Origin of the sequence: Thermogladius sp. 4427co, assembly GCF_051933805.1 — an archaeon.
GTDB lineage: Archaea > Thermoproteota > Thermoprotei_A > Sulfolobales > Desulfurococcaceae > Thermogladius.
In genome coordinates this window covers 1310129-1326427 of sequence record NZ_CP196893.1, presented here as the reverse complement: position 1 = coordinate 1326427, position 16299 = coordinate 1310129, and the positions used below count along the sequence as shown (strand labels likewise).

The 16299-nt window shown below is 47.5% G+C and carries 12 protein-coding genes and 1 CRISPR repeat array; of the genes, 8 read left to right on the top strand and 4 right to left on the bottom strand.

The genetic code is table 11. From position 1 onward, the window contains the following. Positions 1 to 52 precede the first annotated feature (52 nt). A CRISPR array of direct repeats spans positions 53 to 1262; the repeat unit is 24 nt; unit sequence GAAACAATCGAAAAGAATTGAAAG. A 66-nt stretch (positions 1263 to 1328) separates the two neighbouring features. Together ACSU1N_RS07300 and ACSU1N_RS07295 are read right to left on the bottom strand one after the other, a co-directional pair. Then, a complete protein-coding gene (locus ACSU1N_RS07300; RefSeq protein ID WP_440059582.1) occupies positions 1329 to 2588 on the bottom strand; it encodes an ABC transporter permease in 1260 nt (419 codons plus the stop codon). Then, positions 2589 to 3308: an ABC transporter ATP-binding protein gene (locus tag ACSU1N_RS07295; protein WP_440060305.1), complete on the bottom strand. Its 720-nt coding sequence runs from the start codon at positions 3306 to 3308 to the stop codon at positions 2589 to 2591. A gap of 117 nt (positions 3309 to 3425) precedes the next feature. Here ACSU1N_RS07295 and ACSU1N_RS07290 point away from each other — a divergent pair, with 117 nt between their 5' ends. Genes ACSU1N_RS07290 through ACSU1N_RS07260 form a run of 7 tightly spaced genes read left to right on the top strand, consistent with a single transcriptional unit; the run spans position 3426 to position 9645 of the window. After that, on the top strand, positions 3426 to 4085 hold the full coding sequence (locus tag ACSU1N_RS07290) for a hypothetical protein (RefSeq protein ID WP_440059581.1): 660 nt from the start codon (positions 3426 to 3428) through the stop codon (positions 4083 to 4085). Continuing rightward, on the top strand, positions 4072 to 4953 hold the full coding sequence (locus ACSU1N_RS07285; protein ID WP_440059580.1) for a thiamine-phosphate synthase family protein: 882 nt from the start codon (positions 4072 to 4074) through the stop codon (positions 4951 to 4953). The genes ACSU1N_RS07290 and ACSU1N_RS07285 overlap by 14 nt, the downstream gene beginning before the upstream one ends. A 24-nt stretch (positions 4954 to 4977) precedes the next feature. Further along, the gene (locus ACSU1N_RS07280; protein WP_440059579.1) at positions 4978 to 5925 is read left to right on the top strand and encodes a ketopantoate reductase family protein; all 948 of its coding nucleotides are present in this window, start codon (positions 4978 to 4980) and stop codon (positions 5923 to 5925) included. Next, entirely contained in the window at positions 5903 to 6724 is an 822-nt protein-coding gene (panB, locus tag ACSU1N_RS07275) for a 3-methyl-2-oxobutanoate hydroxymethyltransferase (protein ID WP_440059578.1), read from the top strand. The genes ACSU1N_RS07280 and panB overlap by 23 nt, the downstream gene beginning before the upstream one ends. Before the next feature lie 18 nt (positions 6725 to 6742). Beyond that, positions 6743 to 8026: a 2,3-bisphosphoglycerate-independent phosphoglycerate mutase gene (apgM, locus tag ACSU1N_RS07270; RefSeq protein WP_440059577.1), complete on the top strand. Its 1284-nt coding sequence runs from the start codon at positions 6743 to 6745 to the stop codon at positions 8024 to 8026. Beyond that, positions 7977 to 8900, top strand: coding sequence for a pantoate kinase (locus ACSU1N_RS07265; protein WP_440059576.1), 924 nt, complete (start codon positions 7977 to 7979; stop codon positions 8898 to 8900). Before apgM ends, ACSU1N_RS07265 begins: the two co-directional genes overlap by 50 nt. After that, positions 8875 to 9645, top strand: a complete 771-nt coding sequence (locus tag ACSU1N_RS07260; RefSeq protein ID WP_440059575.1) for a 4-phosphopantoate--beta-alanine ligase — start codon at positions 8875 to 8877, stop codon at positions 9643 to 9645. Before ACSU1N_RS07265 ends, ACSU1N_RS07260 begins: the two co-directional genes overlap by 26 nt. Positions 9646 to 9647: 2 nt before the next feature. On the opposite strand, the gene ACSU1N_RS07255 is transcribed toward ACSU1N_RS07260, so the two are convergent. Further along, on the bottom strand, positions 9648 to 10871 hold the full coding sequence (locus ACSU1N_RS07255) for an MBL fold metallo-hydrolase (RefSeq protein ID WP_440059574.1): 1224 nt from the start codon (positions 10869 to 10871) through the stop codon (positions 9648 to 9650). A gap of 101 nt (positions 10872 to 10972) precedes the next feature. Beyond that, on the bottom strand, positions 10973 to 13213 hold the full coding sequence (locus tag ACSU1N_RS07250) for an alkaline phosphatase family protein (protein ID WP_440059573.1): 2241 nt from the start codon (positions 13211 to 13213) through the stop codon (positions 10973 to 10975). Between the two features lie 279 nt (positions 13214 to 13492). On the opposite strand from ACSU1N_RS07250, the gene ACSU1N_RS07245 reads away from it, so the two are divergent. Next, positions 13493 to 16123, top strand: a complete 2631-nt coding sequence (locus ACSU1N_RS07245) for a cation-translocating P-type ATPase (RefSeq protein ID WP_440059572.1) — start codon at positions 13493 to 13495, stop codon at positions 16121 to 16123. Positions 16124 to 16299: the final 176 nt, after the last annotated feature.

The window sequence follows — 16299 nt, the reverse complement described above, 5'->3', positions numbered from 1 at the left end:
GAAAAGAATTGAAAGCTTACAATGACATTCTCGATTGCGTTCTTAATCGCTTGAAACAATCGAAAAGAATTGAAAGTCTTTCGAATTCCTTGACCGTCCTGCAACCTGTAATGTCTTTGGAAACAATCGAAAAGAATTGAAAGATCATAGTGAATACATTATTGCCTATGACCATAGACTGGATAGAAACAATCGAAAAGAATTGAAAGGCTTGTGCACCTGCTACGCCAGCCATGGCTTCAGCCAATTAGAAACAATCGAAAAGAATTGAAAGCAGCAAGAAATTGATGAGTAGTAGCGAGGCTGTTTCAACCGCCTGAAACAATCGAAAAGAATTGAAAGTAGCCCTAGGTGTCATTGTTATATTCACAGTATTGTTCACAAGAAACAATCGAAAAGAATTGAAAGAGACTCTAATTTACTCTATCCGGGTTAAAAAAGTTTTCGGTAGAAACAATCGAAAAGAATTGAAAGGTTACTAGAAACCCAGTATCGTGCGTTATAACCGAGTGCTGAAACAATCGAAAAGAATTGAAAGAGAGGCTGGTAAGCAATGAAATCGGTTGAATTAACGAAATCAGGAAACAATCGAAAAGAATTGAAAGCTCGGTAATGAGATCGAAATAACACCAACCACACAAGATGAAACAATCGAAAAGAATTGAAAGTGCCTGCTCCAGCAGTTTCTCTAACAATTCTGCTGTTTCAGGAAACAATCGAAAAGAATTGAAAGATCACTATTAATACTATCCCCATTATTATTGCCATTAATTCTCGAAACAATCGAAAAGAATTGAAAGTCTCAGCTTTGTAATTCTCGATACTATCAATGTCTTCGACTGTGAAACAATCGAAAAGAATTGAAAGTCGATATCGTCTAGTTTCTGCATCACAGAGTCTACCTTTGAAACAATCGAAAAGAATTGAAAGATCGATTGGATTGAGACTCGTAGGGTTGGGGAGAGGACATACGAAACAATCGAAAAGAATTGAAAGGCATGTATTCTTCCCCGTAGGAGTAGAAGTTATTGAAGAAACAATCGAAAAGAATTGAAAGCGATCTGTGATTTTAACAGCTATGATATCGTCCTTCGCGAGGTTCAAGAAACAATCGAAAAGAATTGAAAGTTCAAGCCAGCCCCGGAAATTGGGGATCCTCCGTAGTAGCATTATGAAACAATCGAAAAGAATTGAAAGGCGATCGCAACTGCAAGCATGATAATGAACATTGCGATAGTGAAGCAATCGAAAAGAATTGAAAGGTTGGCGGATACATTAATCTTGTTGATTTCGCTACATCGGAAGTAATCGAAAAGGGGATTAGTGGGTTATGTTTTTGCCAGTAGGATTTTCTCGGGGTTTATGCTTTTGATTCCTGCGTATAGTATTGTTATGCTTGCTGCTACTAGTATTGCTAAGTGTAGTAGGGATTGTGTTAGGCTACCGTATACGTATTCCTGTATTACAAGTATTGAATGGGTGTAGGGTACTAGCATAAGGGGGTAGAGGATTCCTGGTTCTAGCTTTGGGTAGTCTACCATGAAGCCTGAGAAGAATACTGCCATACCGATAGTGTTAACGAGGGTTGCGATATTGCTAGCGCTCCTAACGCCCTCCGTCCTAGTTACGAAAGGTGTTGCTAAGGCTACTGTGAGGAGTATCGTGAAGAAAGCTGTAGTAGCATGTAGTAGCAGGAGCCTCCAGTCCATGAGGAGCCAGAACCCTCCTCCGAGGGAGAGGGATAAGAGATATATGTAGGCTAGCAGGCTCCCGGCGTCAGCGAGGCTCGAGACAAGGCCTAGTACCGAGGCTACTATAAGCTTACCCGACACGATCTCGCCGATGCTAACAGGGGTTGAAAGAAGCATTTCAATAGTCTTCCTCTCCCTCTCCCCGACAATACTATCTACGACATACATGGAAGCCGGGGATACTACAAAGACAAAGCCTAGTATCAGGACCCTGGCTATAAAAGGCCTGACCTGCTCCAGAGGGGATGCGGGAGCACCCGTAGGCGTGATAACTATAACAGGCCCTACGGCAACAGGGTCTAGGACAGCACTTGCTTCGACAACGCCTCCGAGACCGGATAGGGATGCTAGAGCAGAGACTTTTTCTACAGCAAGCCTCCTAGAGAAGCCTGCTACTATCGAGTCGACTATTGCCTCAGCGTTTAGAGCAGGCTGTACATTAGCCTTCCTCACAACCTTGACAAAAGCCTGCCGGTCAAGGCTTGAAGCATTCTCTGCGAAACCCTTGGGTATGATAACGGCAAGGTCGAACTCGGTGTAGTTGACGCTTGTAGCAGTAATTACGCTGTACCCGCTCGACCGGAGGCTGCTTGTTAGATTTCCTACTAGCCAGCTCGAAGAAACCGTTATATTCAATAGAGGATTGTATACTGTAGAATTATCTAGGTCTATTATAGCGATATTAACAGGTTGCTGAGCGTACAATAGGAGTGTTACAAGGCCTAGCATAGGCATTGATATAACAGGTAGTAGGACTGTTACGAATAGGGTCTTCCTATCCCTCCACAAGTCGAGTATTTCCTTCCAGAGTATCACCTTTAGAATCCTAATCCTCATTCAACCACCTGTAGCTTTGACAAAGACCTCTTCGAGGTTTTGAGCCCTATACTTCTCTTTCAACTCCGAGGGGCTGCCTTCTTCGACAATCCTCCCTTTATTGATGAAAGCGATCCTATCGCACAAGTACTCTACCTCGAGCATGTTATGGCTGCTCAAGATAACTGTTGAACCAGTCTCTCTCACAAACCTTGTTATAAGCTCTCTCACCTTGATACTAGAATAAACGTCGAGACCGCTCGTAGGCTCGTCTAGTATGGAGATCCGTGGCTTCCTCATCAATACGATCCCTAGCAGGAGCCTCCTCTTCATACCCTTACTGTACCCGCCGGCCTTCTGATACAACGCTCTACCCAGACCGGCTACCTCGCTCCCTAGCTTAACAGCCTCCTCGACGTTTGCACCGTATAGCTCAGCGTAGAACCTCAAGTGCTCGAAACCGCTCAGCCTACTATAGACGTCTGCGTCCTCGGGCAGGTACCCTACCAGCTCTCTGACTCTATCAGGGTCTCTGAAAGGGTCGTAGCCCATAACCCTTACTACGCCGCTATCCGGTCTAACAAGCCCTACTAGCATCCTTAGGGTAGTTGTCTTACCAGCCCCGTTAGGACCTATCAGCCCGAAGACCTCTCCCTCGTAGACCCTGAACGAAACGTCTTCTACTGCTACAACCCCTCTAAAACTCTTCTTTAGATGCGAGACTTCGACAACAATAGCCAAGACAGGCACCGTAATATCCGGTTATTACTTGCCTACTATTCTAATCTATAACCCGGGCCCGGGATACATATAAATATACTATTGTTGATTAAAACTATTAGGTTTAGGTGTAGTATTTTGAACCCTCTGAACGTTTACTCTGCTACAAGGGCTTTCCTAGAGAAATACGGGGATAAAGGCTTCATGGTTTTAAAAGCCGCTTTAGACGTTGCCGGAGACCCTAATATAGACCATAGGTACGGGGATTTCAGCTTCAAAAGCCTAGTCCTAAGGCTTGCGAGACTGGGCTTCAACTACAACCCAGTAAACCTGTTGAGAGCTCTCGAGAAAGAATACGGGGTTATAGAGAAATCGTATACCTCCAGCAGCCAGACTTGGTGGAGGTTCAGGGATCCCGAGGCTGTTAGGAAAGCCGTACTAGGCGATACGATCGAGATAGAAGACCCGAGGATTTCCCTGTTGAAAATCAAGTACGAAGCCCTGGAACCCGGGATTATTAAGAATCATCTTGTAAAACTGGCTTCTAAAACCGTTTTGACGAAAGTAGATAGAGAAGGGTTTAGGAGGATTGTTTTCGAAGACCTTCCTAAGCTAGTGGAATTATACTATGAAATGCTAGGCTACGAGGACTATTTTAAAAACGAGATATCTACTATCAGGGAGATTATAAGGCTAGCCGAGCTGGTCTCCGCAAGGCTCTCTAGAAGCATCCAGGCACCTGGTCTGGAGGCGGTAGAAGAGTCTGAGAGGGCTATTAGACTATATGATAATCTATGATATAGCTAGCAAAAAGATACTACCCTACCTCAGAGGCCTGCTCATACATGAGCTGAACAGGAGGAATCTAAGCCAGCACAAGATATCTAAGCTCCTGAATATATCCCAGCCCCTGGTACACAAGTATCTTAGTAAGCCTTTCAATAGCTATAAGGAGGGGCTTGTGAGGATTGGTATACCTGAGGAGGAGGTCCTATACGTTGTCAACATACTGGCTGGCTACCTCGAGAAAGGGGATGTAGCAAGGTTCCTGATAGCATCAAACTACTATGTAAACGATTTTGCTACGAGATATGCCTGTAGAGCAATAGACTGGATTAGAGAGTACTGTACTAGAGGCGGTATCGTAGACCCTCATATCGAGGAATACAAGGGCTTTATCAACAGGCTTATCCTAAAGCCAAACCTGTACAGGCTGATACCGGAAGTCGGGATGAATATAGCCTATGCCCCGTCCGGAGCCCGCGACCCCGGCGAGATCATAGCGTTAAACGGTAGGATTATAAGGCTCGATAGCAGGGCTGCCTACGCTGGGGAGCCAATGTACGGGGCTAGCAGGTTCCTGGCTAGGATCCTCGCTACAGCCTATAAATACGATAGTAGTAAGAGGGTTATCGTAAACCTCTCCTACCATACATGGGTAATCGAGGCTTTGACGAGGATCGGCCTAAAAGTCGTTGAGACAGGGCCCCACGAGAGGCCTGAGAAGTTCTGGCTTAGTATCGAGGAAGCATTGAAGAACAAGCCTGATGCGGTAGGAGATGCGGGGGGTAGGGGGCTGGAGCCAAATATCTTCCTCCTCGCTAGGAGCCTTTTCGAGCTTGAGGAGATACTGGAATCCGTAATGAAGTACACGGTACAATATTAGACTTGTATAGGAAGGGTGTTGCTAATGCCTGTTGAAGCCGATTACTGTATTATCGGAGGAGGAGCTGTTGGGGTTTTAACAGCCTACTACATCTATAGGGGGGATCCTGGAGCTAGGATCGCAGTATTCTACAGGAGTAAGGAGGCTGCCGAGATAGTCGCTAACTCTAGAGGCGTGTGGGTCGAGGTAGAGGGGGGTAGGTATCATGTTCCAGTAGAACCCTATGTATCCGGGTATGACAGCGTTATCTGCAACTACATTATAAACGCTGTTAAAGCAGTAGACCTGCCAGGGACGATAGGCTTTATGAAGAAGTTGAGGAGAGGGCGGGAACCAGTATTATCCCTCCAGAACGGTTTCGGCAGCCTCGAGGCTGTAGAGGAAGCATTCCCAGACCATTGTGTAGCAGGGGGAGTCGTATACTTTAGCGGCGAGAGAGTCAACTACAATTACGTTAGGCATAATGGTGGGAACGGGCTGGTGGTAGGGGGCAGGAGGGGGCTTTGCCTAGAGCTCGAGGGCCTTGTCGAAACCCTGAGGAAGGGGGGTTGTGACGCAAGGCTTGTCTCAGATATTGATTTCTACAGGTGGCTTAAGCTTGCTTTGAATAGTGTTGTAAACCCTCTTACAGCTATTGCAAGAGCGAGGAATAAGATAGTCCTCCTAGACTCGGCTAGGCCTCTTGTAGAAGCTATACTAGATGAAGTCGTCGAGGCAGCGAGCGTCTACGGTGTAAAACTAGATAAGAACCTGCTGGTGAAACACGTTTTAGCAGGTGCTGGAAACACCCGCGAGAACTATTCTAGCATGGCACAGGATATTATGAGGGGTCGTAAGACGGAGGTCGATTATATCAACGGCTATATTGCTAGAATACTCGAGTCTAGAGGCAAGAAATTAAATCTCAACAGGCTTATTACTATGATTGTTCACATGATCGAGGATTATTATGGAGAAGAAAGTCACGGTTAGAGACATAGTGAAAAAGAAAGGGAGGGAGAAGATAGTAGCGATCACTGCCTACGACTATGTTACCACTAGGATAGTAGACCAGGCTGGGGTAGACATTATCCTTGTTGGGGATAGTGTTGGAATGGTTGTACACGGCCTTCCTTCAACAATACCTGTCACAATGGATATGATGCTGCTGCACGTAGAGAGCGCTGCTAGAGCGAGGCCTAGGGCGTTGTTAGTCGGGGACATGCCTTTCCTAAGCTATGAGACAAGTATCGAAGACGCTGTCTACAACGCCGGGCTGATGCTGAAAAAGGGTGCTGAAGCAGTCAAGATAGAAGGAGGGAGCGAGGTAGCAGATGTTGTTAAAGCAATGGTTAGAGCAGGCATACCTGTGATGGGGCATATCGGCTTAACACCACAGAGGCATCTCCTGATAGGAGGATATAGGAAGAGGGGTGTGAGAAAACCCGAGGCCGAGAAGATTATAGAAGACGCGAAAGAGCTTGAGAAAGCAGGGGTGTTCTCGATCGTTATAGAGTTTACAGCAGCAGATGTAGCAGAAGAAGTGACGAGGGAAGTCTCGGTTCCAACTATATGTATCGGAAGCGGGCCTTCGTGCGACGGGCAGATCCTTGTCTTACACGATATCCTAGGCTTGTCGGAGCAGACTCCTCCTTTCGCTAAGAAATACGCTGATCTAAAAACTATCATACTAGACGCTGTATCAAGGTATGCGAAAGAGGTTAGAGAAGGAGTATTCCCAGGGAGAGAGCACTCCTTCTACTCCGAAGCTTATAATAGTAGAGAGGGATAAATCAAGCAGGTGGTTTGCTTGGGGCTCAGGTATAAGCTACTATACCTTGTCCTTGATGGTGCTGCGGATAGGCTATCCGACCCTGAGACAACGCTCGAGAAGGCTTCAAAGCCCGGGTTAGACAAGATCGCTAAGTACGGATTGTGCGGTGCAATGTATACTGTTGGTAAGGGTATTGCCCCTGAGAGCGATGAAGCAGTTATATCGCTCCTTGGATACGACCCCCACGAAGTGTATACCGGGAGAGGCCCTATTGAAGCTGTTGGAGCAGGTCTATCTCTAAGGGAGGGCTACGAGATAGCTTTCAGAGCCAATTTCGCTACAATAGACCCGTCTAGCTACAGGATTATAGATAGGAGGGTTGGGAGAAGCCTTACCTCGGAGGAAGCCAGGCAGCTAGCTGAGGCACTCGACAACCTGGATCTCGGAGCCTACGGTGGATACGCTAGGGTGAAGGCTACTATTGGGCACAGGGCTGTGGTAATAATCGGTAGTAGGACTCATAGACTCTCCCCTATGGTTGAAAACAACGATCCAGCGTACGAGAGGAAGGGGCTTATCAGCGTAGCAGCCAAAGAATTCCAACCGTTCCTAAAAGAGGTAAAGCCTCTCGATAATACTGTGGAAGCAAGGATTACTGCCGAGCTAGCCAACTTATTCACTAGGAAGGCGGTTGAAATACTCGATAAGCACCCTGTCAACGAAGAGAGGCGTAGGAAGGGTCTTCTACCAGCTAACGCAATAGTATTAAGAGATGCGGGAGGCTCTATCCCTAAGGCTACGCCTCTGAACACTAAGTACAACTGTAGGTTCGCAGTCCTAGCTGAAATGCCGGTTGAAATAGGGATCGGGAGGATCTTCGGGGCAGATACCATTGTTCTACCGCCGCCTACTGGAGACCCTAGGAGGGATTACGAAGAAAGGCTTGACGCTACTCTAAAAGCTATTTCCAAACACGATATCGTATACGTCCACCTCAAGGGACCAGACGAGCCAGGTCACGACGGGGATTTTGAACTCAAGAAGAAAAGGATCGAGGAGATCGATAAATACTTCGTCCAGCCACTGCTAGAGAACAGGCCTAGCAGGCTCGCTATTATCGTTACCGCAGACCACGCTACACCCCCGAGCGTTAAAAGCCATACAGACGACCCTGTCCCCGTCGTATTCAATGCTGAAGGGGTTGCACCTGACGAAGTGGATGCTTTCACCGAGAAGAAGTGTTATAGAGGTAGGCTAGGCGTATACGAGCATGGCTGGCAGCTCCTCCCCGATATCTACAGAAGGTTCCTCGCCGAGTAAGGAGGAGACATTTTCTAGCAATAAGATTATAGTATACGTACCCCTACACGTATCCGGCTTCTGGAAGCCGGCTCTAACCGGGGACCCCCTGCGCTCGGGTAGCGTCGGGGCTGGTATTGCCCTCGACCTCTATACTAGGGCTGTCGGCAGGCTAGGGGATTGCTCTATATTCTTAAACGGTGTAAGAGTAATGGAGGAGCATTCTAGCCTGATATGTGCTAGGGAAGGAGTCAACGTAGTATTAAAAACCGAATCCCCGGTGGGGCTTGGCAAGGGTTTCGCGGTATCGGGGGCTCTATCGCTATCCCAGAGTATAGCGTCTTCTCTACTCTCAAAAGGGGTGATAGGAGAGGCTTCATCGTGGAGTGCCCATATAGCTGAAGTAGTCAACGGCACGGGGCTCGGAGATGTCATAGCCCAGTTCTACGGAGGGTTCGTAATAAGAATCAAGCCAGGCCCGCCTGGCATAGGCTCTGTAATATCGATCAAGAGCTTCAAGCCAAGCCTGATAGTAGCCGAGCTACCGGGCTCTGAGTCGACGAAGGCTATGTTATCAAGGGTTGATAGCAAAACGTATAGTACAGCTGAAGAATCCCTCCGCAGGGTCCACGAGAACCCTAGTTTAGAAGTCTTCTTCGAAGAAGCCAATAGGTTTACTAGAAGGATCTTCGACTATTCGGCTGCCGACGAAATAGTCAGAGGGGCGAGAGGGGTTATAGGCTTCTACGTTAAGAAGAAAGCTTTTATAGCATGGGTTGAGGATGAATGGGCTATGGATCTATTGGAAGCCCTCTCTTCGAGAGGGTTGAAAGCGTTTAAGACGACTATAAGCAGTAGGGGTGCCTGGTATGTTCATACCGCCGAACCATCCTAGGCGGGCTAGCTTACTGGTTAGAGAGAAGCTTGTAGAAGGTTTTAGGAAAGGCTATGTGGTCCCAGAAGGGTTGATAGCTCACGGTAGGGGAGAGTGCTTCGACTACCTTATAGGTGAGGAGACTAGGGATTTCGCCCGTAAAGCTATAAAGGCTGCGGCTGCCGCAATGCTCCTCGCCAGGCACCCGGTCATATCCGTGAACGGTAATACTGCTGCACTCGTCGCAGAAGACGTTGTTAGACTCGCTAAGGTTGTTCCCGCGAAGATCGAAGTAAACCTGTTCTACAGGACTAGGGAGAGGGAGGAGCTTATAGCAAACGTTCTCAGAGAGGCTGGTGCAGACGAAGTACTGGGCGTTGGAGAAGACGCTTCGGCTACGATACCAGAACTCTTCAGCGAAAGAAGGAGGGTTAGCCCCCGGGGAATCCTTGTAGCAGACGTTGTACTAGTACCTCTTGAGGACGGGGATAGGACTGAAGCCTTGAGACGGATGGGTAAGACGGTGATAGCTATAGACTTAAACCCGTTGTCGAGGACTGCTAGATATGCAAGTATAACGATAGTAGACAATATTGTCAGAGCAATGCCAGCCCTCGTCGAAGAAGTTGAGTTGCTGAAGAAAAAACCGAGGAGCGAGCTAGAGGAGATTCTCAGAGCCTACGATAACAACAGGGTTCTCGCCGAAGCAGTAGAATACATTGGGAGAAGGCTTTCGGAAATAGCCGGGGAACTACTACGCGCCTAGCTTCAACCCTTGTAGAACTCGGTTACGCGTCTAACAACCTCGCCCTTTAGAGAATATGCCTCACTAGGCTTGAGCTCGATAATCTCTATATCCCTACAACCGAAGCTTTTCACATAGTTAGCGAATTCCACGCCTTTACCACCCCACCCATACGTGTCTACAATAATAGTCTTCCTGCAGCCCGCTTTGTGCACTACTAGCTCGATCACCCATTTGATCAAAGGGAAGAACGTATTCTCGTAAACCGGTGTTATAAACAAGTAGCCTCCTGAATCGATTGCTTCCGAGACTATCTCGCTCAACATAGGCCTCTCAACGTCTGTGAAACCGTAGAGCCTGGTTTCAAAACCCGCTTTAGCTAGTTCACCGGCGATTCTGATAGCAGCCTGCTTCGCAGAACCATACATAGAAGCATAGACTACGAGTATTCTGTTACTCGAGGCTGTCGAAGCCCATTTCCTGTATTCTTCTAGGAGCCTTAACGCGTAATCTTTATCTAATACAAGCCCGTGTCCCGGAGCAGTAAACTCTACGCTGTCGATCAACCCTTTGAGTTTCTCGTAGTTTTTGATAACGAAATCCCTGTAGTGCCCTATCACGTTAGCGAAATACTTTTTGGCTAGCGAGAAGTATTCTCTTACAGCACCGTCGGGGAGCTCTCTTAGGAACACGTTTTTATGAGCTCCGTAGGAGCCGAGGATATCGCAGGTAAAGAGTACTCTATGCTCCTCTGAGTAGGTAACTATCGTCTCAGGCCAGTGGAGCCAGGGCGTGTTGTAGAATCTTAAGACTAAGCCGCCTATCCTAACATCCGCCCCGTCTCTAACAGGGGTAAAATCTGCTCTGACACCATAGAAATCCTGTAGCATCCTCCCTACGAGCGGGTGTCCTAGAATCCTTACCCCGGGCTTGTGCTCTAATAGCTCTTTTAGACCCCCTGAATGGTCTGGTTCGAAGTGGTTCAATACAACATGTGTTACTCTATCCAATACCCCTACCCTAGATAGTGTATCAACTAGCATCTCCCCATAACCAGTCTTCCACGTATCTACTAGTACAAGCCCACCCCCGTAGTCAAGAATATAAGCATTGTATGATACCCCCTCGGGTATCTCCCACAGGGATTCGAAGAACCTTGTCTCTCTATCAACAAGTTTTAAAACCTTAACCCCTGGTTTTACATCTGCTACAAGTACATCAATCCTGCTAGCAGGCGGGCTATACATGGTTCTAGAACCCTCTAACTTATTGTCTAGGGTGGGAGAGATTTTTATCTAGATAGTAAACACGTAGGGAAAATTACGGTAGAAAGGGTTTAGAGGAAAAACTACCTGCTACGTTTCAGCCAGATGATTACTGCGTAGCCTACTAGCGCGACCACTAGTATGGATGCCACATATAGTGGGTCTGTGTATTTCTCGGTGACCGTTATAGGTGTTGTAATAGTCGATGTCTGGGTGGTTGTCTGAGTGATCGTCGAAGTAATAGTTGAGGTTACTGTTGTAGTCTCGTAGAGAGTGCTTGTCTGGGTTAGTACAGTGTATGTAAACGTGTTATTGACAATGCTGAAATAGTAGTGCTCTTCTCTGATAACAGTTGGCATATAGACTGTTGCAGGCTTGAAGATAGGTAGTACCGTCCCCGTGGAGTTAAGCGGTGGTTCTACGCCTAGCAGCCTAGCGATTGTAGGGGCTATACTAGTAGACTGGATTAAACCTAGTACACCATGGTCTATCCCCGAACCGACAGCTGCGAAGACAGCGTAGAGCTCGGGATAGTAGGGCAGGTCCTGGTGGTTCCCCGTAATAGTCTTGAGAGGGGTAGCGTTGACGAATGGGCTACCGGTCGGCGAGAACCCTCCTAGTGGAGCGTAGCCTGGTTTAACGCTGATAACGATATCTCCTACTCTATCCCCCCACAAGCCGAAGGCTGCTGCCTCACTCTTCTTCATGATGACGCTGAATACAGGCTCCTGGGTGTCGGGGTCTCTCACAGATGCTAGCACGCTCATAACCTTGTTTACCACGCTATCGTATTCGGAGGGGTCGACTATCCCGCCCGCCTCCCTCCCTTTGAGATTTATGAATACCTGGTTGTAACCGTTGTACCAGGCTATTGTCTCGTTTAATAAGATTGTTCCACCACTCCTCTTCAGTAAGCCAGCGTTCTCAAGGATGTTGTTTACATAGACTAGTTTAGCAACAGGCCACTGGCCGTGGTCGGATACTACAAGTACTGCTGTATCAGCTAGGTTCACCTCTGATAGGATCATCTGCACGAATTCATCAGCCCATTTAATAGTTTGCTTAATATAGTTCACGTACTTGACTGATTCAACCGGGTCGTAGTAGGGCATCCTAGGGTCTGTCAAGCCTAGGAACTGGTGGTATACGTTGTCGACTATCGGGGTGTACGTCATGAGAAGGTTCCAGTCAGTGTTCCTGATAAGCCACTTGGTAAACTCCATGAAGAACGTATTAGCTAGGCGTACTGTCTCCATATACGTTTCTTCATCGAACCATCCATTGACTAAACCATAGTAGTCCCCGTCTGTAACCATACCTACTCTAGCTACGACACTATTCCAAACCCTCCACGCTACATCCCTACTGCTAAACCATGCCGTAGAAGATTCGAAGGGCCTGGTGAGGCTCCTGTAGATTTTGAAATTGGATAAGGATAGGTTTAGTGCTTTAAACAATGGTGCTATAACATACGTAACCCCTTTGTAGACCAGGGTAGTGTTGAGAGGGATACTCCACTGTCCTTCGGTTAGTACTGCTAGAGTATTGCTCAGGTTCTTGGCTCTAGGGACTATAGCGACTAGGTCCGGATAGCTATCCCCTGTGGTATCCACTATGTAGAAATACCAAGTCTCGTCGCCGAAGGGGAATGAAGCCTCCCACGCATTGTACACTGTGATTAACGGCGTTGGCAGAGTGCCAGTCCAGTTTGAAGCAGGCTTGATATCAATATACGTTGCAGCAGGTATACTACGGTTGTTTGTATACAGGGTTGAGAATGTAGGAGGCCCCATAGAGGAATCGTAGGGGTTGAAGACTATGGAATTCCTCAGCTTGTCCTGCCAAGCCCATGGATCGCTCTGCGGGAATCCTGCTACAACAGCCTTGAGCCCCTGCCTGTCTACGGTAACCCAGATGGGTTCGGCTAGGAGTAGCGACCCGTTGAAGCCTGAGACAACGCTCGTCAACGGGGTTCCAGGAAGGTGTATAGCGTTACCGGTTATACCTGTTACACCAGGCGGCGCGCCCGTAGATATAACGGCATGGCTTACAGCAGTCGAAGACGGAAAGCTTACTACCATCCCTCTGGCTAGCACACCGTTCGAGTATATGAATCTGAAGCCCGGTAGCTCGGTTGCGAAAACAGATCTATTCAATAACATATCCCATAACATATCCGCTCTGAGAGCGTCGATACTTAATAAAACAACCCTCTTCGCCAACGGTACTGTCTGACCCCCGGTCTGCTGCGAGAATACCGGCTGGACCTGTACTAGTAGAAGTAATACTAGCATCAGAGGTAGGATTAGCCCTATCTTCCTCATCTACTCCACCATTATGAATAATTTCGCACACTAGAACAAATATTTTTTCTCCAGAAAAGACAGGAGGTTCGTATATGAGCACTAGTATAATAGAGGCTAAATCCATTCAAGAATTGGTAGTTACTACCTCAATACTCCTGGAAAAGTATATTACTGCCTAACCTATTAGAAAACGTTGTCTTATTAAGCCAGTTCTTGTTCTGAATTGTATTGTATGCTTATGGAGGATACCTTAACCAATAATGCGTGGCCCGGGATATTGGTATGGAATGGCATAGTATGAGTATTGAGGAGGTGCTAGAGAAGCTTTCGACGAGTGTTAACGGTCTGAGCGATGTAGAGGCTGAGAAGAGGCTGAAGGAGTATGGGCCTAATATTATCGAAAGCAAGAGGAAGAGCCCTATAGTAATCTTCCTTAGGCAGTTCTGGAACCCTCTTATAATAATACTTGTAATAGCCAGCCTTATCTCGATCATCCTCGGTGAACTACTAGATTCGATATTGATAATTATCGTTATCCTGATAATGGGTGTAATGGGGTTTATTCAGGAGTACAAGGCTGAGAAAGCTCTCGAAGCACTGAGAAAGCTTGCGTCTCCAACAGCTAAAGTATTTAGGAACGGTGTTTTGAAGGTAATAGACGCTTCCAGGCTTGTCCCAGGCGATATAATATTAGTCGAGGAAGGAGATAGGGTTCCAGCCGACGCGAGACTAATCTCTAGCGATAACCTCGAGGTAGACGAATCACCTCTGACAGGAGAGTCTACCCCGGTTAGCAAAGACCATAGCGTAGTATTGCCTGCCGACACTACTATAGCAGACAGAGCTAACATGATCTACATGGGTACTACAGTACTCAAAGGCAGGGGGAGAGGGGTTGTTGTTGCGACAGGGCCTAGGACTGTCATAGGAGGTATTACGAGAGCTGTTGGAGAGGCTAAGGAGGCTCCTACACCCCTCGAGGAAGAGCTAGAGGATCTAGGTTTCAAACTCAGCGTTATCATTCTGGCAATAGCCGCTATTGTAGTAGCTACAACATTCCTGCTCGAGAAGACTAGTATTATTACAGCAGCGTTAATCGGGATATCGCTAGCTGTAGCAGCAGTCCCGGAGAGCCTGCCAGCTATCGCTACAGCCCTTCTAGCAATAGGTGCGAGGAGGATGGCCGAGCGGAACGCTATAGTCAGGAAGCTGGCTGCTGTAGAAGCCCTGGGCTCTGTAGATGTCATATGCACGGATAAGACCGGTACTGTAACGAGAGGGGAGATGATGGTTAAATACCTCTGGACACCCAGGGGTTTATACGAGTTTACTGGCGAAGGCTTTAAGCCGGAGGGCGCGGTTAAACCGGTATCGGATACTAGTAGTATCGAGGAAGCTAGGTTTGTAGGAGAGTTAGCTATAGCCCATACCAGCCATAGTATTGACTTAAAGAGCGTGCTAGAGCTCGCGACGAGGAAGTCTCCTACCGAGCTAGCAGTATACATTATGGGCTTGAAGATCGTTGGAGTCGAGAACATTGAGAAGATCAAGTCTGGCTACAGGCTTGTAGGCGAGAACCCGTTTGATAGGACGAGGAAGATGCGGAGTACTATCCACGAGGTATCAGGCAGGTTGATCTCTATAGTCACCGGAGCGCCCGAGGTCGTTCTGAAAAGGTCTACCCGATTACTGGTCTGGCCTAGAGAAGAAGAATTGACCAGCGGGCTAGCAGAGAAGGTTATGAGGGTAGTCGAGGAATATGCCTCCCAAGGGTTTAGAACTCTTGCTCTAGCGTATAAATACATGGAGAACCCGGGCGAAGACCCTGAGCAAGGTCTTGTACTAGTAGGCATACTAGCTATAATAGACCCTCCTAGAGAATCGGTTAGGAGAGCTGTTGAAGAAGCTAGGAGGATGGGTGTTAAGACGGTTATTGTCACAGGGGATCATAAGCTTACAGCGATGGCCGTCGCAAGGATGATTGGTTTAGAGGTTAGCGAGGAAAATGTTTTAGAAGGCTGGCAACTCGATAAGATGAGCGACGAGGAACTAGAGAGAGTAGTCGATAAGATAATTGTTTTCGCTAGGGTAACCCCGGAGCACAAGGTTAGGATCGTTAGGGCTCTGAAGAAGAAGGGGCATAGGGTTGCTATGACAGGTGACGGGGTAAACGATGCCCCGGCTCTTAAAGAAGCAGATATAGGTATTGCTATGGGTGTCCGTGGCACGGATGTAGCCAAGGAGGCTTCGCAGCTAGTGCTCGCAGACGATAACTACGCTACTATTGTCGAAGCAATCAAGATGGGTAGGTGGATCTACGAGAATCTGAAGAAGCCTATAAACTACCTCCTGAGCTGTAATCTAGGGGAGGTAGCTACTGTATTCGGGGCTGAGCTAGCCGGGCTACCGTACATACTAGAACCGGTTCACATACTCTGGGTGAATCTGGTTACAGACTCTTTTCCAGCACTAGCCCTAGGCCTGGAGCATCCTGAGCCAGATTTGTTCACTAGACCTCCTAGGCCCAGGGGTGCTAGGCTGGTAACAAAACGTAATCTACTATACCTGGCTCTAACCGGTTTACTAATAGCAGGGTTTACAATAGGGTTCTACGCATACAGCCTAGACAAAGGACTAGAGTACGCTAGGACGGTTGCTTTCACAACGATTGTTCTATCAGAATTCGGGCGGGCCCTGGCATCTAGGAGCGAGAAACTACCTTTCTGGAAGCTACCGGCTAACAAACTACTATACTTTGCACTAGCCGGCTCAACTATCCTACAGCTAGTACTATTATACACTCCGTTGAATAAGCTATTTCATACTACTCCGCTAGAACCCCACATATCAATTATTATCGGTCTAGCGCCGACACTCGCCCTACTAGCGTTAGATGAATTGGCGAGGAGGCTAGGCACGAGCAATTGATTTAAACCCAAGGGATATAATCTGTATTAGATGATGAAATGCACCTCCTCAGAACGGTGAAGTAAGCAGAAGGCTGAGACCCTGGCTATTAGTTCATAACCCCTATAAGAGATCTTGGAATGTAGTGGCTACATCGGGTGTCCCCTAGGGAGGGAGAGCAGGCTCCGGCACTATAC